The sequence below is a fragment of the Erythrobacter colymbi genome, assembly GCF_002155685.1.
Classification (GTDB): domain Bacteria; phylum Pseudomonadota; class Alphaproteobacteria; order Sphingomonadales; family Sphingomonadaceae; genus Erythrobacter; species Erythrobacter colymbi.
The window spans coordinates 24,751-50,071 of the sequence record NZ_MUYK01000001.1; the positions used below are offsets into that span (position 1 = coordinate 24,751).

The 25,321-nt window shown below is 67.6% G+C and carries 22 protein-coding genes; 16 read left to right on the top strand and 6 right to left on the bottom strand.

Annotated elements, in window-relative coordinates; genetic code table 11:
* Positions 1–132 precede the first annotated feature (132 nt).
* The 4 genes from gcvT to gcvPB are packed head-to-tail and all read left to right on the top strand — an operon-like array spanning position 133 to position 4,612.
* Positions 133–1,272: a glycine cleavage system aminomethyltransferase GcvT gene (gcvT, locus tag BZF57_RS00110; RefSeq protein ID WP_086733359.1), complete on the top strand. Its 1,140-nt coding sequence runs from the start codon at positions 133–135 to the stop codon at positions 1,270–1,272.
* A 3-nt stretch (positions 1,273–1,275) separates the two neighbouring features.
* Positions 1,276–1,644, top strand: coding sequence for a glycine cleavage system protein GcvH (gcvH, locus tag BZF57_RS00115; RefSeq protein WP_086733361.1), 369 nt, complete (start codon positions 1,276–1,278; stop codon positions 1,642–1,644).
* A gap of 38 nt (positions 1,645–1,682) precedes the next feature.
* Entirely contained in the window at positions 1,683–3,056 is a 1,374-nt protein-coding gene (gene gcvPA, locus BZF57_RS00120; protein WP_086733364.1) for an aminomethyl-transferring glycine dehydrogenase subunit GcvPA, read from the top strand.
* Positions 3,056–4,612 carry an aminomethyl-transferring glycine dehydrogenase subunit GcvPB gene (gcvPB, locus tag BZF57_RS00125; protein ID WP_086733366.1) on the top strand — a complete coding sequence of 519 codons (1,557 nt, stop codon included), beginning with the start codon at positions 3,056–3,058 and terminating at the stop codon, positions 4,610–4,612. Before gcvPA ends, gcvPB begins: the two co-directional genes overlap by 1 nt.
* A 130-nt stretch (positions 4,613–4,742) precedes the next feature.
* On the opposite strand, the gene BZF57_RS00130 is transcribed toward gcvPB, so the two are convergent.
* From BZF57_RS00130 to BZF57_RS00145, 4 genes are all read right to left on the bottom strand, one after another.
* Positions 4,743–6,053: a lipopolysaccharide biosynthesis protein gene (locus tag BZF57_RS00130; RefSeq protein WP_086733368.1), complete on the bottom strand. Its 1,311-nt coding sequence runs from the start codon at positions 6,051–6,053 to the stop codon at positions 4,743–4,745.
* A 156-nt stretch (positions 6,054–6,209) separates the two neighbouring features.
* Positions 6,210–6,689, bottom strand: coding sequence for a hypothetical protein (locus BZF57_RS00135; protein WP_086733370.1), 480 nt, complete (start codon positions 6,687–6,689; stop codon positions 6,210–6,212).
* A complete protein-coding gene (locus BZF57_RS00140) occupies positions 6,686–7,633 on the bottom strand; it encodes a polysaccharide deacetylase family protein (protein ID WP_086733372.1) in 948 nt (315 codons plus the stop codon). Before BZF57_RS00140 ends, BZF57_RS00135 begins: the two co-directional genes overlap by 4 nt.
* 5 nt (positions 7,634–7,638) lie before the next feature.
* The gene (locus tag BZF57_RS00145) at positions 7,639–9,132 is read right to left on the bottom strand and encodes a CoA-acylating methylmalonate-semialdehyde dehydrogenase (protein WP_086733374.1); all 1,494 of its coding nucleotides are present in this window, start codon (positions 9,130–9,132) and stop codon (positions 7,639–7,641) included.
* Between the two features lie 139 nt (positions 9,133–9,271).
* On the opposite strand from BZF57_RS00145, the gene BZF57_RS00150 reads away from it, so the two are divergent.
* Positions 9,272–10,240, top strand: a complete 969-nt coding sequence (locus BZF57_RS00150) for an SMP-30/gluconolactonase/LRE family protein (protein WP_162290924.1) — start codon at positions 9,272–9,274, stop codon at positions 10,238–10,240.
* Between the two features lie 135 nt (positions 10,241–10,375).
* On the opposite strand, the gene BZF57_RS00155 is transcribed toward BZF57_RS00150, so the two are convergent.
* Both BZF57_RS00155 and BZF57_RS00160 read right to left on the bottom strand, forming a co-directional pair.
* Positions 10,376–11,728, bottom strand: a complete 1,353-nt coding sequence (locus BZF57_RS00155) for a M24 family metallopeptidase (RefSeq protein WP_086733377.1) — start codon at positions 11,726–11,728, stop codon at positions 10,376–10,378.
* 52 nt (positions 11,729–11,780) lie between these two features.
* A complete protein-coding gene (locus BZF57_RS00160; protein WP_086733379.1) occupies positions 11,781–12,575 on the bottom strand; it encodes a citryl-CoA lyase in 795 nt (264 codons plus the stop codon).
* 93 nt (positions 12,576–12,668) lie between these two features.
* On the opposite strand from BZF57_RS00160, the gene BZF57_RS00165 reads away from it, so the two are divergent.
* The 11 genes from BZF57_RS00165 (at position 12,669) to BZF57_RS00215 (ending at position 25,311) form a co-directional block, all read left to right on the top strand.
* Positions 12,669–13,829, top strand: coding sequence for a CaiB/BaiF CoA transferase family protein (locus BZF57_RS00165; RefSeq protein WP_086733380.1), 1,161 nt, complete (start codon positions 12,669–12,671; stop codon positions 13,827–13,829).
* A complete protein-coding gene (locus BZF57_RS00170; protein ID WP_086733382.1) occupies positions 13,810–14,625 on the top strand; it encodes an IclR family transcriptional regulator domain-containing protein in 816 nt (271 codons plus the stop codon). The genes BZF57_RS00165 and BZF57_RS00170 overlap by 20 nt, the downstream gene beginning before the upstream one ends.
* 149 nt (positions 14,626–14,774) lie before the next feature.
* Positions 14,775–16,325 (top strand): type II secretion system protein GspD, encoded by a 1,551-nt coding sequence (locus BZF57_RS00175; RefSeq protein ID WP_143738265.1) that lies wholly within the window; start codon positions 14,775–14,777, stop codon positions 16,323–16,325.
* 236 nt (positions 16,326–16,561) lie between these two features.
* Positions 16,562–17,677, top strand: coding sequence for a S8 family serine peptidase (locus BZF57_RS00180; protein ID WP_240505796.1), 1,116 nt, complete (start codon positions 16,562–16,564; stop codon positions 17,675–17,677).
* A gap of 215 nt (positions 17,678–17,892) precedes the next feature.
* Complete coding sequence (locus BZF57_RS00185; protein WP_086733388.1) at positions 17,893–20,088, top strand: TonB-dependent receptor; 2,196 nt, start codon at positions 17,893–17,895, stop codon at positions 20,086–20,088.
* Positions 20,089–20,100: 12 nt separating this feature from the next.
* Positions 20,101–20,703: an NAD(P)H:quinone oxidoreductase gene (gene wrbA / locus BZF57_RS00190; RefSeq protein WP_086733390.1), complete on the top strand. Its 603-nt coding sequence runs from the start codon at positions 20,101–20,103 to the stop codon at positions 20,701–20,703.
* 27 nt (positions 20,704–20,730) lie between these two features.
* Entirely contained in the window at positions 20,731–21,276 is a 546-nt protein-coding gene (locus tag BZF57_RS00195; protein WP_086733392.1) for a VOC family protein, read from the top strand.
* A gap of 81 nt (positions 21,277–21,357) precedes the next feature.
* Positions 21,358–22,128: an alpha/beta fold hydrolase gene (locus BZF57_RS00200; RefSeq protein WP_162290925.1), complete on the top strand. Its 771-nt coding sequence runs from the start codon at positions 21,358–21,360 to the stop codon at positions 22,126–22,128.
* A 21-nt stretch (positions 22,129–22,149) separates the two neighbouring features.
* Positions 22,150–23,172 (top strand): 5-methyltetrahydropteroyltriglutamate--homocysteine methyltransferase, encoded by a 1,023-nt coding sequence (locus tag BZF57_RS00205; protein ID WP_086733396.1) that lies wholly within the window; start codon positions 22,150–22,152, stop codon positions 23,170–23,172.
* Complete coding sequence (locus BZF57_RS00210; protein ID WP_086733398.1) at positions 23,169–24,290, top strand: cobalamin-independent methionine synthase II family protein; 1,122 nt, start codon at positions 23,169–23,171, stop codon at positions 24,288–24,290. Before BZF57_RS00205 ends, BZF57_RS00210 begins: the two co-directional genes overlap by 4 nt.
* 49 nt (positions 24,291–24,339) lie before the next feature.
* Positions 24,340–25,311: a zinc transporter ZntB gene (locus BZF57_RS00215; protein WP_086733400.1), complete on the top strand. Its 972-nt coding sequence runs from the start codon at positions 24,340–24,342 to the stop codon at positions 25,309–25,311.
* The last annotated feature ends 10 nt before the right edge of the window (positions 25,312–25,321 follow it).

Here is a 25,321-nt window from a genome sequence, read left to right on the forward strand (position 1 = left end):
GCGGCCACCGAAGGGGAGGCGGGCCATCGAAGAAGGCCCCGCCGAAGCTCTCAGGTCACCCGACAGAGGGGGCAGTATCAGGGCGGCGCGTTTGCGCTGCCGGACTGCCGTATTCTGCCGGGGATTTTCCGAGTGAGCGACCACGACACCGAAGACCATCTCGAAGACATCCCGCTGGAGGCGCTGCCTCTGGATGCCTGGCACCGTGCGCGCGGTGCGCGGTTGGTGCCCTTCGCGGGCTACGAGATGCCGATCCAGTACGAAGGGATCGTCGCCGAGCATAACTGGACGCGCGAGAGCGCGGGGCTGTTCGACGTGTCGCACATGGGCCAGCTGGTGCTGTCCGGCCCCGGGCTCGACGAAGCGGTCGAGGCGGTGTTGCCGATCGACCTTTCGACGCTGAAGCTCGGCCAGCAGCGCTATTCGCTGCTGCTCGATGAAGAGGGTGGGGTGCTCGATGACCTGATGGTCTCGCGCTGGCCCGAGGCGCTCTATCTGGTGGTCAACGGCGCGACCAAGTGGGACGACATGGGGACGCTGCGCGAGGCACTGCCCGACGACATCACCATGAACTACCTCGACGAGCGCGCGCTGCTCGCGCTGCAAGGCCCCAAGGCGGCGGATGCGCTCGCCCGCCATGCGACGGGCGAATATCCGCTCTCGGCGCTGACCTTCATGAAGTTCGGTCGCTTCCGGATCGCAGGCCACGACGTCACCATCGCCCGTGCGGGCTATACCGGCGAGGACGGGTTCGAGATTTCGCTCCCCGCCGAAGCTGCCGCCGAGATTGCCGACCTGCTCTGCGGCGAGCCGGAAGTGAAGCCCATCGGCCTCGGCGCGCGGGACTCCCTGCGGCTCGAGGCAGGCCTGCCGCTCTACGGCCATGATCTTTCGCCCGAAACCTCGCCGATCGAGGCGGGCCTTACCTTCGGCATCAACAAGCGCCGCCGCACCGAAGGTGGCTATCCCGGGGCCGAGCGGATCAACCGCGAGATCGTGGAGGGCACAGCGCGCAAGTGGGTCGGCCTCAAGATCGAAGGCCGTCTGCCCGCCCGTGAAGGTGCGGAAGTGTTCAGCGGCGCGGAGAAGATCGGCACCGTTACCTCCGGCGGCTTCTCGCCCACGCTCGGCGCGCCCATCGCCATGGCCTATGTCGCCAGCGAGCACGCCGCCATCGGCACCCAGCTCGAGGTGGAAGTGCGCGGCAAGCGCCTCGCCGCCACCGTCTCGCCCACACCTTTTGTCCCGCACCGCTACCACAGGGGGAACTGACTCATGCGTTACTACACTGACGAACACGAATGGATCGAAGTCGAAGGCGACATCGCGACTGTCGGCATCACCGACTACGCGCAGGGCCAGCTTGGCGACATCGTCTTTGTCGAACTGCCCGAAGTCGGCGCGATGATCGAGCAGGGCAAGGACGCGGCCGTGGTCGAGAGCGTCAAGGCCGCCTCGGACGTCTACGCCCCGATCACCGGCGAAATCACCGAAGTGAACCCCGCGCTCGAGGAAGACCCGGCGCTGGTGAACAGCGCGCCCGAAGACGGCGGCTGGTTCTTCAAGATGACCATCGCGGACGCCGGCGAGCTCGACGGCCTGATGGATGAAGACGGCTACAAGGCCTTCCTCGAAGGGCTCTGATCCCCCTCGCAACCTCTCCCAACCGAGGCTGAACACCCATGCGCTACCTTCCTCTCACCGACACCGACCGGCAGGACATGCTGGCGAAAATCGGCGCTTCGACCATCGACGACCTGTTTGTCGACGTGCCCGAAGTCGCCCGTCTCGACGGCCCGATCCGCGGGTTGCCGATGCACGCGAGCGAGATGGCGGTCGAACGCCACATGAAGGCGCTCGCCGCCAAGAACCTGGTGGCGGGCGAAGTGCCGTTCTTCCTCGGCGCGGGGGCCTACCGCCACCACGTGCCCGCGAGCGTCGATACCATCATCCAGCGCGGCGAGTTCCTGACCGCCTACACGCCCTACCAGCCGGAAATCGCGCAGGGCACGCTGCAGATGCTGTTCGAGTTCCAGACGCAGGTCGCGCGGCTCTATGGCTGCGCGGTGGCGAACGCTTCGCTCTATGACGGCTCGACCGCCTGCTGGGAGGCCGTCGCGATGGCGACCCGTGTCACCAAGCGCAAGCGCGCGGTGCTCTCGGGCGCGCTCCACCCGCATTATGCGCAGGTGGTGAAGACGATGGCGCACTTCACCGGCGACACCATCGCCGACGCGCTACCTTCGATCACCTCCGATCCCGAGCTCACTGGCCTGATCGGGCGGATCGACGAGGAGACCGCCTGCGTCGTGGTGCAATATCCCGACATCCTCGGCCGCATCGCTGACCTCGCCCCGATCGCCGAAGCCGCCCACGCCAAGGGCGCGCTGCTGGTGGTGGTGAACACCGAACCCGTGGCGCTGGGGGCGATCAAGGCGCCGGGCGAGATGGGCGCGGATATCGTGGTGGGCGAAGGGCAATCGCTCGGCGTCGGCCTGCAATTCGGCGGGCCCTACCTCGGCCTCTTCGCCGTGCGCGATCCCAAGCACGTGCGCCAGATGCCCGGCCGCCTGTGCGGCGAGACCACCGATGCCGAGGGCAAGCGCGCCTTCGTGCTCACCCTCTCGACCCGCGAGCAGCACATCCGCCGCGAGAAAGCGACCAGCAACATCTGCACCAACTCGGGGCTGTGCGCGCTCGCCTTCACCGTCCACATGACGCTGCTGGGCGAGAAGGGCCTGCGCGAGCTGGCGGCGGAGAACCACCGCCTCGCCTGCCTCGCCGCCGACCGGCTGGCCAAGGTGCCGGGCGTGGAAGTGCTCAACAACGCCTTCTTCAACGAGTTCACCCTGATGCTGGGCGGCAAGCCCGCGCGTGAAATCATCCGCGACCTCGCGGACCGCGGCGTGCTCGGCGGGGTGTCGCTCGGCCGGCTCTATCCGGGGGTCGAGGCGCTGGAGCACGCGCTGCTCGTCGCCGTGACCGAGACCACCACCGAAGAGGATATCGAACGCCTCGCCACAGAGCTCGAAGCCGCCATCAAGGAGACCGTGTGATGAACGCCCCCAACAAGAGCGGCTGGAAGCCCGAAATGCAGGTCGCGGAGAGCGGCTTTCTCGGCGGCCCCGTCACGACCACCGGCAACCGCGGGCTTATGCTCGAGGAGCCGCTGCTGTTCGAGATCGGGCGCGCGGATGTGACCGGCGTCGATCTTCCGGAAGTGGACGCCAGCGCGCCGACCCGTCTCGGCGGGCTGGAGCGCTCGGACGCGATCGGCCTCGTCGGCCTGACCGAGCCCGAGACCGTGCGCCACTACACCCGCCTCAGCCGCCAGAACTACGGGATCGACCTCGGCTTCTTCCCGCTTGGCTCGTGCACGATGAAGCACAATCCGCGTTTGAACGAGAAGATGGCGCGGCTGCCGGGCTTTGCCGACATCCACCCGCTCGCGCCGCAGTCGAGTGTTCAGGGCGCGCTGGAGGTGATCCATCAGCTCGGCCACTGGCTGTGCACCCTCACGGGAATGCCCGCCGTCGCCATGAGCCCCAAGGCGGGCGCGCACGGCGAGCTTTGCGGCATCCTCGCGATCCGCGCCGCGCACGAGGCCCGCGGTGACGCGCGCGAGGTGGTGCTGGTGCCCGAAAGCGCCCACGGCACCAATCCCGCGACCGCCGCCTTCGCGGGCTACCGCGTCGAGGACATTCCCGCGACCCCCGAAGGCCGCGTCGATGTCGCCGCGCTGAAGGCCCGCCTCGGGCCGGACGTTGCGGGGGTGATGATCACCAACCCCAACACCTGCGGCCTGTTCGAGAAGGACTTCCGCGAGATCGCCGATGCGGTCCACGCGGCGGGCGGCTACGTCTATTGCGACGGGGCGAACTTCAACGCCATCGTCGGCAAGGTGCGCCCGGGCGACCTTGGCGTCGATGCGATGCACATCAACCTCCACAAGACCTTCTCGACCCCGCACGGCGGCGGCGGGCCGGGTTCGGGGCCGGTGGTGCTCTCCGAAGCCCTCGCGCCCTTCGCTCCGCTGCCCTTCATCCGCCAGGGCGAGAGCGGCGAGTTCTACCTCGTCGAGGAAGAGAACCGCGAGGAACGCGGCCCCAGCTTTGGCCGCATGACCGCCTTCCACGGCCAGATGGGCATGTTCACCCGCGCGCTGACCTACATCCTCAGCCACGGCGCGGACGGCCTCAAGCAGGTGGCCGAAGACGCGGTGCTCAACGCGAACTACATCCTGCGCAGCATGGAGGACATCCTCGATGCGCCCTTCGCGGGCAGCGGCCCCTGCATGCACGAGGCGCTGTTCTCGGACAGCAACTTCGCCGCCGGGCTTTCGACGCTTGACGTGGCCAAGGGTCTGATCGACGAGGGCTATCACCCGATGACGGTGTACTTCCCGCTGGTGGTTCACGGCGCGATGCTGGTCGAGCCGACCGAGACCGAGAGCAAGGCCGCGATCGACCAGTTCATCGCCGCCTTCCGCGGCGTCGCGGAGCGCGCGCTGGCGGGTGACGAGGCGTTGAAGCAGGCCCCCTACTACTCGCCCCGCCGCCGGCTGGACGAGGCGGCTGCCGCGAGGAAGCCGAAGCTCGCTTACGAGGGGTAAGCTCTTTTCCCCTCCCCTCGGGGAGGGGGTAAGGGGTGGGGGCTCGACGCCAGCATGGACGCGAGGCCTTACGGCCTCGCTCCCCCATCCCCGACCCTTCCCCGAGGGGAAGGGAGAATCTGGCGAGGTTCTAGTTCTTAGGAGGGGCGGGCAATGTGTCCGCCCCTTCTGCGTCCGGCTCCACCACCAGGCGGAACTGCCTGAGGTTCACGATCGCCACGTAGAACCCGACCACCGCGAGCAGGCTCGATCCCAGCACCGCGAAGCCTGCACCCTGCGCGCCCTTCCAGTCGATCGCCATCTCGAGCATCAGCAGCGCGAGTATCGTCGGGAACAGGCGCGCGAGGAAGGCGACATGCGCCTTGCCCGCCGAGATCAGCAGGCTTTCAAGGCTCGCGCCGACCAGCTCGACCGCGCCCGCGATGGAGAGAATGATCATCGCCCAGTAGAAGCCGGTGAACTTCTCGCCCGCGATCAGCGCAAGACCCGGGCGGCCGAACAGGATCGCGGTCACCACCGCGGCCGTTCCGGCAATCGCGGCGATGTTGGCCATGCGCCGCGCGATCTCCACCGCCCCGTCGCGCGATTGCACCAGCTCGGGCAGGATTGCCTTGGAGATCGTCTGCGCGAGCGCAATCAGCGCCACGCCGAGCTGGTTGGCGATCCGGAAACCGCCCGCGAGCGAGGCCCCGCCGAAGGTGCCGACCAAGAGGATCATCACCTGCTTGCCCGCCACAGCAAGGCTGCTCAACAGGTTGGTCGAGACGACGAAGCGCCACACCCCGCCATAGCGCGCGGGGATCGCCTTGAGGCTGACCGAGGCAAGGCTCACCGGCTGCACCCGCACCGCGACGAACCACAGGGCGAGCGCCGTGCCGACTTCGGAGGCGGCGAAGGCGAGGATGAAGCCGGTGACGGTCGGCATCAGCCACCACGCCAGCGCCGCGCCGCCAGCACGGATGATCGGCTGCACCGCCTCGGCCCAGGTCGCGCGGCCATATTCGTCGTGCAGGCGCAGCATCCCCGTCGGCGTGGTCCGGATCGTCAGCACCGAGATCACGCAATACCAGAAGGTCAGCCACATGAGGTCGGGCGGCACGTCGAGCCACAGCGGCGAGGTCACCACCAAGAGGGCCGAGGCGGCGGTGCCGATCACCATCGAGAGCAGGTCGAGCGCCACGGCAAAGCCCGTCGCCTCGCGCGCGCGTTCGATATCGACGCCGGGGTTCTCCGGGTCCGCGCCCCAGCGGACGATGAACTGCCAGGTCTGGAAACTGGAGAAGCCGGTGATCGCCTGACCCAGCGCGATGATCAGCGCCATGTAGCCGAAGCCCTCGGTGCCGAGCGTGCGCGCGGCGATGGCGAGGTAGACGAGGCTGAGCACCGCGTTGAACCCGCGCCCGCCCAAGAGCCAGCCCATGTTGGCAAAGACCCGCTTCATGATGGGACCGGCGCGGCTTTCAGCTTACGGCCGTTGCGCGCGCGGCGGGCAGGGGCGGGTTGGGCATGGGCGCGGCCTTAGCCGCAAAGCGGGCCTCTCGCCAAGTGCGGATCGCGAATCGCTCGCAAGCCTTGCGGCGAGCCGTTGACGGTGGGCTCAGGCGGGGCAGCGCCGGCGGGGCAAGATGATCCCGGTGGAGCGCGGCGCTTCATCCTGATCGTAGCGCACAAGCAGCCCCGCATCGGCCCCTTCACCATCGAGGGATAGCTCCATCCGCTGGGTCCAGGTGTCGCCTTCGCCCTCCATCGCGAGGTCGATGTCGATGGTGCCGGGCGCGCTCTGGGTTGCCGCCGTCACGGTGCCGCGGCTCTCGTAGAAGGTGATGGCCCGCGGCCCGATCTCCATCCGCATGTCGGACGCCGGATCGCAGGTGCCGGTCCCGGCATCCCACACGCCGTGGAAGGCTGCGGGGATCGTGCCGGGCTCGGTTGCCTCGGCGGGAGGCTCGGTGACGGCGACCTCGGTGGCGGCAGGTTCCGGCGCCGGTGCGGTTTCCTCCTCAGTCTCCTTGCCGCCGCACGCAGCAAGGACGAGCAGGAAAGGGGCAAGCGTCAGGCTTGGAGCAAGTCTCGTCACTTCGTTTCCTCCGGCTTCACCAGCACATTGCGCTCGAACAGCAGGCTCATCACCTCGGTGCCCATCCAGAACGGGGCGTAGGGCGGCGGAACCCCGCGTTCCCACGCCATCATGCCGGTGAGCGTACCCGAGGTGTGCGGCACGATCGGCATGGCGGCGGCAAGCTCGGCGTCGGCATAGGCTTCGTCGGCGGTGATGATCGTCCAGCCGTCCTTGCGCAGTTCGGCGACGAGATCGGTGATGAACAGCGCGGAGAGATCGGTCTCGTGCAGCAGCATGACGTGCGGCGGCGAGCGGCCGAGGGTGCGGCGGGCGAGGGCATCGTGATAGGCGATCCCAGACATCTGCGATTGCAGGTAGAGCTTGCGGAGTGCGGCCATGTCCATCGCGCGGCCCGCGTTCTTGGCGTCGATGGTCAGCTGTTCGAGATGCCAGTCCGACCCGTCGGCGGTGACATAGCCGTTCCTGAGGCCCCGCGCCGCCAGACCCGCGCGCACCGCATCGCGCTTCGCCGCATCGCGCCCGCCCTCGTCGAGGAAGGGGAAGCGGAACCACGGGCGGTATCCCGGGCGACCCTTGAGCCACGCGGCGGCCCGGTCGAGATCGGCGAGGTAATCGGCGGCCTCGGTCTGGTTGAGGTGCCAGTGCGAATGGCTGTGGTTGGCGATGACATGCCCGGCCGCGACATAGGCCGCGATCCGGCGCTCGCCCCCCGCGCCGTCGGGCGTGTCGAGATTGCCGGTGGTGACGAAGAACGCCGCTTGGCGAACGCCCGCCTCGCTCAGGGCCGCGATCAGGCGCTTCGAGCGCTCGTCAGGGGTGAAGAAGGCCCCAGCCCCGCGCGGCACATCGTCGAAGGTGAGCGCGATGCGCTTAGCCTGCGCTTGCAGCGGGGCGGCCAGCACCAGAAGGGCGGCCCACAGCATCAGGATCAGCGCACGCAAGCGCCTCACCCCATCGTCGGGATGACGAAGGCGTTGCTGCCATCCCCGCCGCCGTCGGGCCAGCGCTGGGTGATCTTCTTGTTCTTGGTCCAGAACCTCAGGCCCTCGACGCCGTACTGGTCGATGTCCCCGAAGCCCGAACGCTTCCACCCGCCGAAGCTGTGGTAGGCGACCGGCACAGGGATCGGCACATTGATGCCCACCATGCCGACATTCACCCGCGCGGCGAATTCGCGCGCCGCGTGGCCATTGCGCGTGAAGATCGCGACGCCGTTGCCATACTGGTGCTCGGAGGGCAGGCGCACGGCCTCCTCGAAGTCCTTGGCGCGCACGATCTGGAGCACGGGGCCGAAGATCTCCTCCTGATAGGAGCGCATCTGCGGGGTGACGTGGTCGATCAGCGTCGGGCCGACGAAGAAGCCCTTTTCGTGGCCCTGCAGGCTGAACCCGCGCCCGTCGACGACGATTTCGGCGCCCTCTTCCTCGGCGGTGGTGATCCACTGCTCGATGCGGGCCTTGTGCTCGGGGGTGACGACGGGGCCGTAGTCCGCGTCCGGATCGGTCGAGACGCCGATGCGCAACTTGGCGATCGAGGTGAGGAGCTTTTCCTTCAGGCGCTCCGCCGTGTCCTCGCCCACTGGCACCACGACGGGAAGCGCCATGCAGCGCTCGCCCGCCGAGCCAAAGGCCGCGCCGGTAAGGTCGGTGACGACCTGGTCGAGGTCCGCATCGGGCAGCACGATCCCGTGGTTCTTGGCGCCGCCGAAGGCCTGCACGCGCTTGTTGTTCGCCGAACCGCGCGCGTAGATGTACTGCGCGATGTCGGAAGAGCCGACGAAGCTGATCGCGGCGATATCGGGGTGGTCGATGATCGCGTCGACCATCTCCTTGTCGCCGTGGATGACCTGCAGCAGCCCTTCGGGCGCGCCCGCTTCGAGGAACAGCTCGGCGAGGCGCACCGGCACCGAGGGGTCACGCTCGGAAGGCTTCAAGATGAAGGCATTGCCCGCCGCGCAGGCCATGCCGAACATCCACATCGGGATCATCGCCGGGAAGTTGAACGGGGTGATCCCCGCCCCGATGCCGAGCGGCTGGCGCATCGAATAGACGTCGATCCCCGGCCCCGCGCCATGGGTGTATTCGCCCTTCATGATCTGCGGCAGACCGCAGGCATATTCGATCACTTCGAGCCCGCGCTGCACGTCGCCGCGCGCGTCGGGCACGGTCTTGCCGTGCTCGCTCGCCAGCATTTCGGCGAGGCTCTGCATGTTTTTCTCGACCAGTTCCTTGAAGGCGAACATGATCCGTGCGCGGCGCTGCGGGTTGGTCGCCGCCCAGCCGGGCTGGACGCGCTTGGCGGTCTCCACCGCACGGGCGAGCAGCGCGGCATCGCCCAGCGCGACCTCGGCCTGGACCTCGCCGGTCGAGGGGTTCCAGATGGCGTGCTTGCGGGTGGGGGCGGGGGTCTCGCCGACGATGAAGTGGTCGATCTGACGCATGGGAAAGTGTCTCCTGTCTGGCGCCTCCCATGCCCCCCGAGGCCAGCGCTTGCAAGCCTTGCGGCTCCCCTCAAAAGTGCTGGCATCCGTGCGTGCGGCGAGGCACTGTCGCGCCGCGACGAGACGAGCGAAGGGGTGCATGATGGGCAGGGCAATGCGGTGGATGGCAGGCGCGGCGGCGGTGCTGATGGCAAGCGGCGCGCCCGCGCATGAGGGGCACGCGGTGCCCGATTGCCCGATCCCGCGCATCGTCGAGGGCAGCCTCGAGACCATCGGCACCGGCTACACCTTCACCGAAGGCCCGGCGTGGGACGGGACGCGGCTGATCTTCAGCGATATCCCGGGCGACACGGTCTATGCCTATACCCCGGGTGAGGATGCGCCCGAGGTGCTCTACACGCCTTCCGCGATGGCGAACGGCCACACCTTCGACCGCGAGGGACGCCTGCTCAATGCCGAGCACGGCAGCGGCGCGCTCACCCGCTGGACGCCTGAGGGCGGGCGGCAGGTGGTGGTCGAGGCGTTCGAGGGGAAGCATTTGAACAGCCCCAACGACATCGCGGTGCGTAGCGACGGGGTCATCGTCTTCACCGATCCGCCCTACGGCCTTCAGGCGGGCTATCAGGGCGTCAAGCGTCCCGACGAACTGGGCTTCTCGGGCGTCTATGCGCTCGACGAGGCGAAGGGGCGGATGGTGCTGATCGACGGCACGCTCGAGCGACCCAACGGCGCGGCCTTCTCGCCCGACGAAAAGACGCTCTACGTCACCGATTCCGCCACCCAGAAGGTCTGGGCCTACTCCATCGCCGCCGACGGCAGCGGGTCGCGCAAGCGGCTGGTGATCGACGTGACCGACGAGACCAAGCAGGGCCGCGTCGATGGCGTGCGGGTGGACAAGGACGGGCTGGTCTATGTCACCTGTCCGGGCGGGATCTGCGTGGTCGATCCGAAGATGGGCACCGTCATCGACCGGCTCGAGACCCCGAAGCGCGCGACCAACCTCGCTTGGGGCGGTCCGGAGCTGTCCGACCTCTACATCACCGCGCAGAGCGACGTGTACCGCGTGAAGACCCGCGCCCACGGGATCGGCTCGTCGAGCCGGCGCTGACCTGACTCCCCTCCCGCTTGCGGGAGGGGGTGGGGGTGGGGCGAGGCCGCCGGCCTCGCACGTGGCCGCTGGCATGGAGCCCTCGGCTGCGCCTTCGGGCCCCACCCCCGGCCCCTCCCTGAAGGGAGGGGAGATCTACTCCGAAGGGATCAGCGTGATCGCGGTCTGGCGGCCGTCGATGAAGCGCACGCTCGCGCCGTCGAAGAAGGCGTCCTCCTCGGTGCGGAAATCGACCTTCTGGCCGCCCCATTCGGGCACCTTGGCGTAAGACGTGAGCTCGATCGACCATGCGGTGTTCGGCCGGATCGGGCCGCTCCCGCGCGTGTCGGCCTTCTGGTTGTCCCAGAAGCCGATGCTCGGACCCGCGCCGTGACCGTGATAGCCGATGGGGTGCGAATAGATCGACGGGTCGAGCCCCGCCGCGATCGATTTCTCGCGCGCTTCGGCCAACGCCTCGTTGCCCGAGCGGCCCGGCTTGAAGGCAGCGCGCAGGAAATCCTGCACCTTGTTCGAGTTCGCCAGCCCCGCCCGCAGCCCCGCAGGCGCCTCGGTCTCGCCGGGCTTCAGCACATAGGCAAGGTGCTGGGTATCGGTGTTGAGCCGAAGGTAGGTGATGCCGAAATCGGTCCAGAGCAGATCGCCCGGCTGGATCACTTCGTCGCCCTCGATCATCCCCTCGCGCCCCTGCCGCTGGATTGCGATTGAAGGGTGGAACCACGGGGTGAGGCCGAGCTGCATCAGCCGGTCGCGATACCACCACTGCACTTCCTCGGCGGTGGTGACGCCGGGGGTGATGACCTTCCTCGAAAACGCCTCGCCGATCACCGCGTGGGCGATGCGGACCACGGTGGGGTAGATGTCCATCTCGGCGGGCGTGCGGGTTTCGAGCCAGCGGATCGCCAGCCCCTCGCCGCTGGTGACGCGCTCGTGCAGGGCGGGCGGGAGCGCAGCCATGAACTTGTCGTACTGGCTCAGTGTCATGCCGTCGGCGAACTGGTAGAGGTCGGAGGAGTTGATCGCGATCTTCTGCGGGTTCCGCGCGGCGATGATCTCCGCGACTGCCTTCCACTGGTCGGGCTGCTGGTCGGGGTTCCACGCCGGGGCGAACAGCCCGCCGAGGCCGTAGCGGCTGACGGTGAGGCGCTCGACCGGCTTGCCCTCGCCCGGATCGTGGAAGATCAGGATCGTCCGCCGCCGCGCGTGCATGTTTTCCGCGTCGAGCATGGTGGCGACCACCGGCTCCTCGAAATATTCGCGCGCGACCAGCAGCCACAGGTCGATCCCCTCCGCGCGCATGATCTGCGGGATGATCGTATCGAGCCGCTCGGCGAGGATGCGGTTCTCCAGCGCCGCGCGCTCGCGGGGGGCGAGGATCGCGGGGAGGGCAGGGGCGGCCTGCTCGGTCTCGGTAAGCGGCAGGGGCGCGTCAGCCAGCGCGGGCGAGGCCGCGAGCGCTGCCGCCAATACGAAAAGATGCCGTCCTGTCATGCTGTCGCCCCTCGTCCTCATGCGCCGACAGTGGCGGAGGGGTGGCGCGGGATCAAGCCTCGGCAGGCTCGCTTCCGTCGTCGAAACCGATGCGTTCGGCCGCCGCGCCCGACATGATGAAGCCGATGGGCCGCTCGGTCTCTTCCTGAAGGTGGGCGATCAGGCTCGCGGTGCGGGCGAGGAGCGAGATGCCCTTTAATGCCGCGAGCGGGAAGCCCGCGTCGAGCATCACGGCAGGGATCGCGCCGTTGACGTTGATCGGCAGCGCGCGGCCGATCGCCTCGGGCAAGACCTGCTCGATGGTGCGCAGCATGGCGATGTGCTTGCCCTCCATGCCATGCTCCTTTGCCAGCGCCAGCAGCCGGTGCGCGCGCGGATCGCCGCCCGAGTGCTGGGGGTGGCCGAAGCCGGGGATCGCCTTCTTCTGGCTGCGCAGTTCCTTGAGCGCAGCGATGGCGGTGGCGGCCGCGTCCTGCCCTTCGGCGTCGGCGACGACCTGCGCGTAGAACTTGCCGGCGACCTCGGCGCTGCCCAGCACCACGCTGCCGCAGCCCAAGAGCCCCGCGGCGACCGCGCCGTGGAAGGCTTCCGGAGCCGCGGCATAGGTCATGCGGGTGGCGACGACAGAGGGTACAAGGCCATGCTCGGCAATCGCGCAGAGCACCGCATCGGCGAGCGCCTTCTGCGGCGGGCTGGGCATGGTGCCGGTCACCAGCAGCCAGAAATAGGAGGTGAAGTCGACATGGCCGATCACCTCGCTACACAGGTCGAGCCCGCGCACGGTGATGCTCGTCGCATCCGAAGTGCAGATCGAGGTCACCGCGTTATCCTGCTTGCCGATGCGCATGGGGTCTGGCCTTTTCGTTATTCGAAGTTGATTTCGATATGCGAAGAATATAGTGTCACATCCATACCAAGGCAAGCAGATGGGATCAGAGCGATGACAGCAAGGCCGCTCGCAGGCGTTACCGTGATCGAAATGGGCACCTTCATCACCGGCCCTGCCGCCGGGATGCTGCTCGCCGATCTCGGCGCGGACGTCATCAAGGTCGAGCAGCCGGGGACGGGCGATCCCTTCCGCAGCTTCAAGGGCGAGCTCTACTCGCCGCACTTCCAGACCTACAATCGCAACAAGCGCTCGGTCACGATCGATCCCAAGAACCCCGAAGACCTCGCTGTGCTCGACCGGCTGGTCGAGGATGCGGACGTCTTCATCCAGAACTTCCGTCCTGGCGTGGCGGATCGGCTCAAGGTCGATGCGGCGCGGCTCCAGGCGATCAATCCGGCGCTGGTCTATGCCTCGATCTCGGGCTTCGGCAGCGAAGGCCCGGAGCGGGACCGCCCCGCCTTCGATACGGTCGCGCAGGCGGCGAGCGGCTTCCTGCGGCTGCTGGTCAATCCCGAGCACCCGCGCGTCGTCGGCCCGGCCATCGCCGATGCCATGACCGGCTTCTACACCGCATTGGGCATCCTTGCCGCGCTCAACGAGCGGCACATGACGGGCAAGGGCCGCGTGGTCGAAACCTCGATGTTCGAGGCGATGTGCCACTTCAACCTCGACGATTTCACGCACCTGTTCTCGGCCGATCAGGTCATGGGGCCCTATTCGCGCCCGCATGTCAGCCAGAGCTACGTCTTCCAGTGTGCGGACGGCAAGTGGCTCGCGCTGCACATGTCCTCGCCGCCGAAGTTCTGGGAGAACCTTGCCATCGCGGTCGGCCAGCCGGACATGCTCTCCCTCCCCGCCTTCGAAAGCCGCGACGCGCGCATCGCGCATTACGAGGACGTGGTCGCCTTCCTCGCTCCGATCTTCGCGGGCCAGCCGCGCGATCACTGGACGGCCGAGCTGACTCGCCTCGAAGTGCCCAACTCGCCCGTCTACGACACCACCGAGGTTCTCGCGACCGAGCAGGCCAAGGTGCTGGGCATCGAGGTGAGCGATCCGGACGGGCCCAAGGGCACCTTCCGCACCATCCGCTTCCCTGTGTCCTTCGACGGCGCACGGATGGACAGCGTCACCGCGCCGCCCCTATTGGGGGCCGACGACGCGGCGATCCGCCGCTCCATCGAAAGGCCGGTGCATGGGATCCGCAGGGGCTGAACAGGTAGCCAAAGACCCGGAGTTCCTCTCGACGCTCGAGCGGGGCTTGCGGGTGTTGAAGGCCTTCGACGAGGATCATCCCGAGATGACCCTCTCCGAAGTCGCCGCGCGCACGGGCCTGCCTCCCGCCGTCGCGCGGCGCTGTCTGATCACGCTGGTCGAGCTCGGCTATGTCGGCCAGCACGAGCGCAAGTTCCTGCTGCGCCCGGCGGTGCTGACGATCGGGTCGGCCTTCCTTGCCTCGATGCAGATCGAGCAGGTGGTGCTGCCGCCTTTGCAGGCCTTGCGCGACCAGACCGGGGACAGCGCCAGCCTCGCCGTGCTGTCGGGCACGGACATTCTCTACGTCGCCCATGTCTCGACCGACCGGCGATTTCGCGTGGCGGCGGGGGTGGGGACGCGCTTTCCGTTCCACGCGACCTCGCTCGGCAAGGCGATTGCCGCGCACCTGCCGGAGGGCGAGCGCGCAGACCTGCTCGCCGGCGCGCCCTACCAGCGCTTCACCGAACGCACCGTGACCGAAGGCGCAGCGCTTGCCGAAAGGCTCGCCCTGATCGCCGAGCGCGGCTACGATTCCGCGCTGGACGAGCTCGATTACGGGATCGTCTCGGTCGCGGTGCCGATCTTCGGCCAGGGCAGGCGCGTGATCGCGAGCATCAACTGCTCCACCTCCACCACCCGCATTTCGCAGGATGAACTGGTCCGCACGCGCCTCCCCCTGCTGCGCCGCGCAGCGGGCGAGATCGAGGCTGCGCTCAAACGCTGGCCCGCGCTTGAGGCGAGCCTGCGACCCTGAGGCACGCACCCGCCGCTCTGGTTAACCCGGCCGCCTTCAATGTTATCCCCAACTGGTAAGCACGTATTGGTCACGTGCTTGCAATAAAGCCCGCGCGGTCTAGGTTCCCTCCCCTCAGGGCCGCAGGGGCAGCGGATAGGGGTGCGTTTTTGCTGCGAATTCTGGTGAGATGGGTCGGGTTGCTGATCGCGCTGGGGGCCGGTCTGGGCGCGGTGTCCGCGCGTGCCCAGGTGCTCGTCCCCTCGGTCGTCGAGGAGCTCCGGCTGGTCACCGCCGATGACGGCGCGGCCACCTTCATCCTGCGCTTTTCGCCCGCAGAGCCGCGCTTTGCCACCATCGACCGCAACCCCACCCGCCCCGAACTGGTGATGGCCACCACGCTCAAGACCGGGCGCGTTCCCAACCGGCAGAGCTTCCGCGGGCTGGTGCGCTCGCTGCTGTTCGTGACCGAGGGCAGCAGCCTCGTCCTGCGGTTCGACACCGCGCGGCCCGCGACCATCAAGGCCGAGAAGGTCGGCAACAATTCGGTGCAGGTGCGCATCCAGCAGGTGCCCGAGGACGAGACCATCGGCGCCCGCCCGATCGGCTCGACCGGAGAGGAAGTTCTCCCCCAGCAGCAGCTCTCGCAGGTCCCGCAGGACAGCTACGCGCCGGGCGATTCCTACGAGATGGTGTTCCTCAAATATGCCGATGTCTCGGAAGTCATCGGGCTGCTGGCCGAAGGCATCGAGATCGCGCCCAACGACGTTTTCATCCGGCGCGAACCCGGGTTCGGCTCGCCCGGCAGCAACCAGCAGGGCAGCTTCATCGGCGTGCCGCAGCAGCCCGCGAGCGAGCAGGTGCCGCTGGGCAAGAATTTCGGCAACGGCCTGTCCGTCGACCGCCGGCTCAACGCGATCTGGGTCACCGGCTCGCCCGAGCGGATCGAGCGCGTGAAGCGCCAGATCGCGCTGATCGACGTGCCGGTCGACAGCGTGATCCTCGAGACCCAGTTCGTCGAGCTGACCGAGACCGGCGCGCGCAACCTCGGGATCGATTTCGCCAACCAGAACGGCGAGATCGCCGTGGGCGATCTGACCACGGGGTCGTTCCTCCCCTTCGGGATCAACCCGACCGACATCCTGCCCTCGGCACGGTTGCAGGCGGCGATCCTCGCCCAGATCCAGAAGGGCGAGGGCCGGATCGTCTCGCGCCCGCGGATCGCTGCGCAGAGCGGGTCGACCGCCAAGATCATCACCGGCGATGCCCTGCCGATCCTGACCTCGATCCAGCTCTCGGGGGTCAACGGCGTGTCGCAACAGGTGCAATACGTGAACGTCGGCGTGACGCTCCAGATCGCGCCGCGCATCAGCAGCGATGGCTACATCACCTCGAAGATCTACGGCGTGGTCTCGAGCGTCACCGGCTTTTCACAGGGCTTTCCCACCATCAGCCAGCGCGAGGCGGAGACCAGCGCCTCGGTGCGCGACGGCGAGACCTTCGTGATCGGCGGGCTGACGCAGGAGAACGTCCTGACCACCAAGTCAAAGGTGCCGCTGCTCGGCGACGTGCCGGTGCTGGGCAATCTGTTCCGCAACGAACGCTCGACCACGTCGAAGACCGAGCTCTACATCGTCATCACGCCGCGGATCGTGCGGCACCGCCGGTTCGATCCCGACAGCACTGCGGCGGAAACGAAGCCGGAGGTTCCGGCAGAGTAAAGGCGCGCCTTACCACGGCTGTTCACCAGAGCAGCGCAGAAAGCCGGACGATGGCTGTCGGGAGCGCGCCCGAAAGTCCTGGCGCATGGCCGCGCGATCTTAAGTAATGTCCGGTTATCTAACGATAATTCCGCAAAATTTCCTATCGACATTCCCGTTTGCGCTGATACCAATCAGGAGTCGGTTACTACCCGGGGGGGCAGTGATCGGGGCACTCTAGTATGGAGAGATCACACATGAAGAAGACAGCCATGGCCGCGATCATCGCGTTGCCGTTCATTGCGCTCGCCGCGCCCGCGCAGGCGCAGCAGGCCGGCGAGAAGATCGCCGGAAGCTACATCTGCGTGTTCGACAACAGCAAGGTGTCGCGCGGCAACGTCAATGCCGAGGCGCAGCGCTCCGCGCAGGCCGCACAGGGGCAGGTCAAGCACGTCTACAGCGTCGCGGTCCGCGGCTTCGCGGTCAACGCGGCCCCGCAGGCGATCGAGAACATGCGCAAGAACAACCCCAACATCGCCTATTGCGAGCAGGATCAGGTCGTCACCCAGATCCAGACGCGCGGCGGCGGCGGTGGCGGCACCACCACCCAGCCTCCGCAGGAAACGCCCTGGGGCATCGCCCGCGTCAACGGCGGGCGCGCCGGCAGCTTCGCGACGGCCTGGGTGATCGACGGCGGCATCCAGCTCGACCACCCCGATCTCAACGTCGATGTCGCGCGCTCGCGCAACTTCACCGGCCGCGGCACCGCGGCTGACGAGAACGGCCACGGCACCCATGTCGCCGGCACCATCGCCGCGCGCGACAACGGCATCGGCGTGATCGGCGTCGCGCCGGGCGCACCGGTGGTGGCGGTCCGCGTGCTCGACCGGCGCGGTTCGGGCTCGGTTTCGGGCGTTGTCGCCGGGGTCGACTATGTCGCGCAGTTCGGCCGTCCGGGCGATGTCGCCAACATGAGCCTCGGCGGCGGTGCCAGCACCACGCTCGACAATGCGGTGATCAACGCTGCGGCGGGCGGCGTGCGCTTCGTGCTGGCGGCAGGCAACGAATCCACCAACGCTGCCAACTCCTCGCCGGCGCGCGCCAACGGGCCGAACATCTTCACCATCTCGTCCTTCGCGATCGGTGACAACTGGTCGAGCTTCTCGAACTTCGGCAACCCGCCGATCGACTATGCGGAGCCCGGCTCGGCGATCAAGTCGACCTGGATCGGCAGCGGCTACAACACCATCTCGGGCACCTCGATGGCGACCCCGCACTTCGCCGGGATCCTGCTGCAGGGCGCCCCGGGCAATGGCGGCCGGGTCAACGGCGACCCCGATGGCAACCCGGACACGATCGGCGTCGTGCCCTGACCATCCGCACACCGGAATGACATGGACAAGGGGTCGGCGCGAGCCGGCCCCTTTTTCTTCGCCCGCCCGCAGCATCGCGGCCCCGTGTCCCCGCCGCCACACTCCCGGAGTTTCGCATATCGAAGTTGACTTCGCATTGCGAATTCCATAACCAACCAGTCAGGGAGGGGTCGCCATAAAAGCGGCGCGTAATCGCGCGCACAGGGGAGAGACGTATGAAGTTTTCGGGCCTGAACCGCGCGGGTAGCGCGCTCGCGAGCACCACCGCCATCGCTGTCGCCGCGCTCGCCGCCGCGCCGCTTGCCGCGCAGGATACCGCCGCCGAACCCGCCGCCGAGACGAGCGAGGAAATCGTCGTCACCTCGCTGCGTCGCACCACCGTGCTGCAGGACACCCCCGCCGCGGTCACCGCCTTCGATTCGCAGGCGATCAGCAATGCCGGGATCGAGCGTCCGGCCGACTTCATCGCGCTGACCCCCAACGTCAACATCGTCGAGACCCAGAACGCGGGCAACGCCTTCGTCATCATCCGCGGCATCACCCAGAACCGCAACTCTGAGCCTTCAGTCGCGGTGATCGTCGACGGCGTGCAGCAGGTGAACCCGGCACAGTTCAACCAGGACCTGTTCGACATCGAGCAGATCGAAGTGCTCAAGGGCCCGCAGGGCGGTCTCTACGGCCGCAACGCCATCGGCGGCGCGATCATCATCACCACCAAGAAGCCGACCGACGAAGTTTCGGGCAACATCACCGCCGGGATCGACAACGGCTTCGGCTATTTCGTGCGCGGCGGCATCAGCGGCCCGCTGGCCGACGGCGTCAAGCTGCGCGTGGCCGGTTCGTGGTATGACACCGACGGTTTCATCCCCAACACCTTCCTCGGCGAGGATGCCGATCCGGTGCAGGATTTCTCGCTGCGCGCGAACCTGCTGGTCGATGCCAGCGACCGCCTGACCTTCGACCTGCGCGGCAGCGTCAACCAGCTGCGCACGCAGGGCTTCTACTACAACATCGTCAACGACGTGAACACGGTCGCCCCGGTGCGGGTGAACAACGCCGGGCAGGACGACCGCGACATCTACAACATCGCGCTCAAGGTCGAATACAAGGGCGACAATGCAGTCCTCACCTCGGTCTCGTCCTACGACACGCTGAGCGAAATCGTTACCGGCGATGCGTTCAACTTCCTGCCGATCCCGGAATCGCTGCTGTTCCAGTTCTTCGGCTTCGACATCAACCAGAGCCAGTATCTGAACGTGAAGGCCTTCAGCCAGGAAGTCCGGCTGGCCTCGCCCGACGATGACCGCAAGTTCAACTGGATGGTCGGCGGCTATCTGATCGACACCACCCGCTACATCTCGACCGGGAACCTGATCGACCGCGGCTTCGGCGTCACCCCGGTGTTCCGCAGCCCCTCGACCAACCCCAACAACCCGCAGCTGACCTTCCTGGCCGACGGGCAGGAGAACTTCGCCTGGGCGCTGTTCGCCAATGCGGGCTACGAGTTCAACGACCAGCTGCGCATCGACGCCTCGCTGCGTTACGACCGTGACCGCCGCCAGCAGACCACGCTCACCCCGCAGCGCTTCCTGCCGGTGGTGCCGGGCGTGCCGGTCGCGCAGAGCGGCGAGGTCCGCAAGGTCGTGTTCGACGACTGGCAGCCCAAGATCACGCTGACCTACGAGCCGAGCCCCGATCTCACCATCTACGGCGGCTATTCGCGCGGCTTCCGTTCGGGCGGCTTCAACCAGACCGGCGTCGGTGCCGAGGCGCGGCGCGCCGGGATCGTCGGCGTGGGCGACATCTTCCAGGCCGAAACCGCCGACACCTTCGAAGTGGGCGCCAAGGCCCATCTCGGCCCGGTCCGCCTCGCGGCGGCGGCCTACACCACCAAGTCGAAGAACGGCTATTTCTTCGTTTTCCTCGCCGACAGCTCGACCCAGAACCTCGGCAACATCCCCGAGACCCGGATCAACGGCTTTGAACTGGAAGCGACCGCGGAGATCGTCCCCCACCTCGATGTCAACGCCGCGCTCGGCTACACCGACAGCGAGATCAAGGCCTTCCCCGATGCGAGCGTGATCGGCAACGAGGCGCCGCAGATCTCGCGCTATACGCTGAACCTCGGCGCGCAATATGCCGGGCCGATCAGCGACACGGTCGATGGCCTGCTGCGGATCGATTACCGCCGCACCGGCAAGACCTGGTGGGAGCCGTTCAACACCACCGTGCGCCAGCCGGTCGATATCGTCGATGCGCGCGCAGGGATCACGCTCGATAGCGGTGTCTCGGTCACGGCCTTCGCCAGCAACCTCTTCAACGAGATCTACAACGCCGAATTCTCGCCCGGCGGCTTCGTGTTCCGCGCGCGTCCGCGGCGCTACGGGATCGAATTCGGCTACAAGTTCTAAGGAATCACAACGATGACCAAGGTGCTGGTGCTCTACTATTCGAGCTATGGCCATATCGAGGCGATGGCGGCGGCCGTCGCCGAGGGGGCGGCCTCCGTCCCCGGCACCGAGGTTGCCGTGAAGCGCGTTCCCGAATTGGTGTCCGATGAGGTCGCCAAGGGTGCCGGGATGAAGACAGACCAGCAGGCTCCGATTGCGACCCCGGATGAACTTGCTGGTTATGACGCTACCATCTTCGGCACCCCCACCCGTTTCGGCAACATGGCCGCCCAGATGCGCAACTTCCTCGACCAGACCGGGGGGCTGTGGTTCCAGAAGGCGCTGGTGGGCAAGGTCGGCAGCGTGTTCGTCTCCACCGCCAGCCAGCACGGCGGGCAGGAGACGACCATCACCTCGTTCCACACCACGCTGCTGCATCACGGCATGGTGATCGTCGGCCTGCCCTATACCTTCGCGGGCAATTCCGAGATGGGCGAGATCAGCGGCGGCACCCCCTATGGCGCATCGACGCTCGCTGGTAATGATGGCAGCCGCATGCCGAGCGACAACGAGCTTGCCGGCGCGCGTTTCCAGGGGGCTCACGTGGCGCAGATCGCCGCCAAGCTCGCCGCTTGATTATTGGGGAATGAGGGAAACCACACGATGACGAAGATTCTGGCCAACCGCCTGCACCACACCGCCTATGTCACCAAGGACCTCGAGGCCACGCGGGCCTTCTACGAAGACGTGCTCGGCTTCCCGCTGATGGCGACCTACTGCGAGAAAGACGAACTGTTCGGCAAGGAGCGCACCTATTGCCACGTGTTCTTCGAGCTGGCCGATGGCAGCGCGCTCGCCTTCTTCCAGTTCGCCGATCCCGAGGACCAGGCCGAATTCGGCCCCGACATCCCCTCGAGCCCCTTCATCCACATCGCGCTCCACGTCGATGCCGAAGGCCAGGCCGCGCTGGCCAAGCGGATCGCCGATGCCGGGATCGTCGAGCCGCAGACCTATGTGCTCGAGCACGGCTATTGCCGCTCGCTCTATGTCACCGATCCCAACGGGATGATCCTCGAATTCACCCATGACGACGAGCGCGCCGCACCGCTGGACGCCGAGCGCCGCGCTTCGGCCCATGCGGAACTGAAGCGCTGGCTGGCGGGCGATCACCACAACAACAACCCGTTCCGCGCCGCCGAAGCGGCATGACGAACGGGGGGCGTGTGCGAGGGCGAGATGCTGGCCGCGCGCACCCCTGATCCGGGCTCCCTGTGGCATGGGGAGGTGGCCGTGGCAGGCGGCCGCCTCCCCATTGCCATGTCGGGAGAGGGCCCGCCGCTGATCCTGCTCCACGGCTGGACGCTGGATCACCGCATGTGGCGCCCGCAGGTCGAGGCGCTGGGCCAGAGCCACTTCCTCGTCATGCCAGACCGCCGCGGGCAGGGCCGCGCCAGCGCCCCGCCCGATCTGGCGCGCGAGGCGGAGGACGTGATCGCGATTGCCGATTTCCTCGGGTTCGAACGCTTTGCCCTGCTCGGCCTGTCGCGCGGGGCGGTGGTCGCGCTCGATGTCGCGCGCAAGCACGCCTCGCGGCTCACCGGCCTCGTCGTCTCGGGCGCGCCGCTCCCGGCGCTGGTGCCGCGCGAGGAGGTGCTCGACCTTGACCGCTACCGCAGCCAAGTGCGGAGCGGCGATATCGCGGGCTTCCGCAGCGAATGGGCGCGCCATCCCCTGATGCGCACCCACAACCCCGATGCCGCCGCGCTCGCCGCCGAAATGCTTGGCCGTTATGACGGGCGCGATCTGCTGCTCGGAGGGGGAGAGGCCCCGGGCCTCCCGCGCGAGGCGCTGGCGATGCTGCCGATGCCGGTTCTCGCCATGACCGGCGCGCACGACACCCCCTGGCGCCGCGCCTGCGCCCGCGCGCTCGCTACGGTCGCGCCGCGCGCGCGCCACGTCGAAATTCCGCAGGCAGGCCACCTCGCCAATGCCGACAACCCGGCCGCCTTCAACGCGGCTGTCGCCTCCTTCCTGCGCGCCTGCGCGTCGAGCCCACGCTAACGTTTCGAAAGAGAGAGAACCATGCTGCTACCGACCTCGCTCGTGGGCTCCTACGCCCAACCCGACTGGCTGATCGACAAGGAAAAGCTCAAGGGCCGCTTCCCCCCGCGCGCGCGCGCGACCGAGCTGTGGCGGGTCGATCCGGCCTGGCTCGAAGAAGCCTTCGACGATGCCACCCTGCTGGCGATCCGCGATCAGGAACGCGCCGGGCTAGACATCATCACCGATGGCGAGATGCGGCGCGAAAGCTACTCGAACCGCTTTGCCACCGCGCTCGAAGGGGTCGATCTCGACAATCCCGGCGTGGCGCTCGACCGCAGCGGCGAGCCCAACCCGGTCCCGCGCGTGACCGGCAAGATCCGGCGCAAGCACGCCGTGGAGACCCGCGACGTCGAATTCCTGCGCGCAAACACCGACCGGATGATCAAGATCACCGTGCCCGGCCCGTTCACGATGGCCCAGCAGGCGCAGAACGATTTCTACAAGCACGAAGCCGAAATGGCGCAGGACTACGCGGTCGCGGTCAATGCCGAGATCAAGGACCTGTTCGCCGCCGGGGCCGATATCGTCCAGATCGACGAGCCCTACATGCAGGCGCGGCCCGAAAAGGCGCGCGAATACGGCCTCGCCGCGCTCGAGACCGCGTTCGACGGGGTCGAGGGGCGCACGGCGCTGCACATCTGCTTCGGCTACGCCGCGCTGATCCACGAGCGTCCACAGGGCTACAACTTCCTGCCGGAACTGGCCGGCTCGCCGGTGCAGCAGATTTCCATCGAGACCGCGCAGTCCAATCTCGATTGCAGCGTGCTCGAAAGCCTGACCGGCAAGACGGTGATCCTCGGCGTGCTCGACCTGTCGACGCATGATATCGAGACCCCCGAGGAGGTCGCCGCGCGCATTCGCCGCGCGCTGCCGCATATCGCGCCCGAACGGCTGGTGATCGCGCCCGATTGCGGGCTGAAATATCTGCCGCGCGAGGTCGCTTTCGGGAAGATGAAGGCGATGGCCGATGGCGCCGCTATCGTGCGCGGGGAACTGGCATGAGCCGCTTCCTCACCACCCATGTCGGCAGCCTGCCGCGCCCCGAGGCGCTGCTCGATCTCGTCTTCGCGCGCGAGGGCGGCGAGGCGGTGTCGGAAGAGGCCTTCGACGCCGCGGTCGAGAAGGCGACCGCCTATGTCATCAAGCGCCAGATCGAGGCGGGCATCTCCATCGTCAATGATGGCGAACAGTCCAAGCCCTCCTACGCCACCTATATCAAGCACCGCCTGTCCGGCTTCGGCGGCGAGGCGGGGCAGTATGAATTCGCCGACCTCGAAGCCTTTCCCGGCGCCAAGGCGCAGGTGTTCGGCAACAAGGGCCGCGCGCGGCGCTCGGCTCCGGCCTGCACCGCGCCCATCACCGTGATCGACATGGAAGCGCCGCGGATCGACGCCGAGCGCCTCAAGCGCCTCGCGAACGGCCACGCCACCTTCATGTCCGCCGCCAGCCCCGGCGTGACCGCGCTGTTCTTCCCCAACCAGTACTACGCCAGTGACGAGGAATATGTCTTCGCCCTCGCCGAAGGCCTGCGCCACGAATACGAGACCATCGCCGCCGCCGGCATCACCCTGCAAGTCGATTGCCCCGATCTCGCCATGAGTCGCCACGTGCAGTTCACCGACCTTTCGACCGAGGATTTCCGCAAGCGCATCGGCATGAACATCGCCGCATTGAACCATGCGGTGCAGAACATCCCCGCCGAACAGCTGCGCATGCACCTGTGCTGGGGCAACTATCCCGGGCCGCACCATTGCGACGTGGCGCTCGACGAGATCGCCGACATCGTGTGGAGCGCCAAGCCTCAGACCGTGCTGCTCGAAGGTGCGAACCCGCGCCACGCGCACGAATTCGCCTTCTTCGAAAAGCACCCGCTGCCCGAAGGCAAGATCCTGTGCCCCGGCATGGTCGAGCCGCAGAGCCCCTATATCGAGCACCCCGAACTCATCGCCCAGCGCATCGGGCGCTATGCCGATCTGCTCGGCGCCGACCGCGTGATGGCAGGGGTCGATTGCGGCTTCTCGGTCCACGCGGGCAGCAATGCGCTCGATCCCGAGATCGTCTGGGCCAAGCTTGCCGCACTCGCGGAAGGCGCGGAAATCGCCAGCAAGAAGTATTTCTGAAAAAGCCCACCTTGCCCGACACGCGCGGGCAGGGCTAACACCGGCGGCGATGGACGCGACAACCCGCCCGATCGCCGTGCAGGCGTTGCTGGTGCAGGGCGGAACCGTGTCCGAAATCGGCCCCGGCGACGTCGCGAATTTTGCCGGGCCGGGCTTCGTCTGGCTCCACTGCGAAGGCATCGGCCACGGCGAGAACATGGACGTGCCCGATTACGTCCCGCCGATGGCCGCCAATGCTCTTGTCGCGAGCGAGACCCGCCCGCGCTGCGACGAGGTCGATGACGCGGTGCTGATCAACCTGCGCGGCACGGCCTTCGACACGATGCAGGATTCGGACGGGCTCGTCTCGATCCGCCTGTGGGTCGAGGGCAAGCGCGTCACCTCCGTCAGCCGCCACCGCCTCGCCGCGCTCGGCAAGGTCGAGAACGCGGTGCGAGCGGGCCGCATTACCGACGGGGGCGATTTCGTCTCGGCGCTGGCGCAGGCCATATCCGTGCAGCTCGATCCGCAGGTGGCCGACCTGGGCGACGAGCTCGACGATTGCGAGGGGATGCTCGACGGCGGCAATGTCTACGAACTGCGCCGCAAGATCGCGTGGATCCGCTCGCAGGCGATCGTGCTGCGGCGCTTCGTCGCGCCCGATCGCGATGCACTCGGGCAGATGGCGCAGCTCGAATTCGACTGGATAAGCAAGGAAGACCGGATGCATCTGCGCGAGGCGGCGGACCGCTTCGCGCGCATGGCCGAGGAGCTGGAAGCCGTGCGCGAGCGCGCCGCGCTGCTCCACGAACAGCTGACCGACCTGCGCGCCGAGATGATCGACCAGCGCAGCCTCGCCATCGCGGTGGTCGCCTTCATCTTCCTGCCGCTGACCTTCATCACCGGCCTGCTCGGCATGAATGTCGAGGGCATCCCGGGCGCGAAGGAGCCCTGGGCCTTCTGGGGCGTGGTCGCCTTCTGCGTGCTGATCGGCGCGGGCGTCTCGGCGTGGTTCGCCTGGAAGCACTGGCTCGACGGGTAGGCGCTGCCGG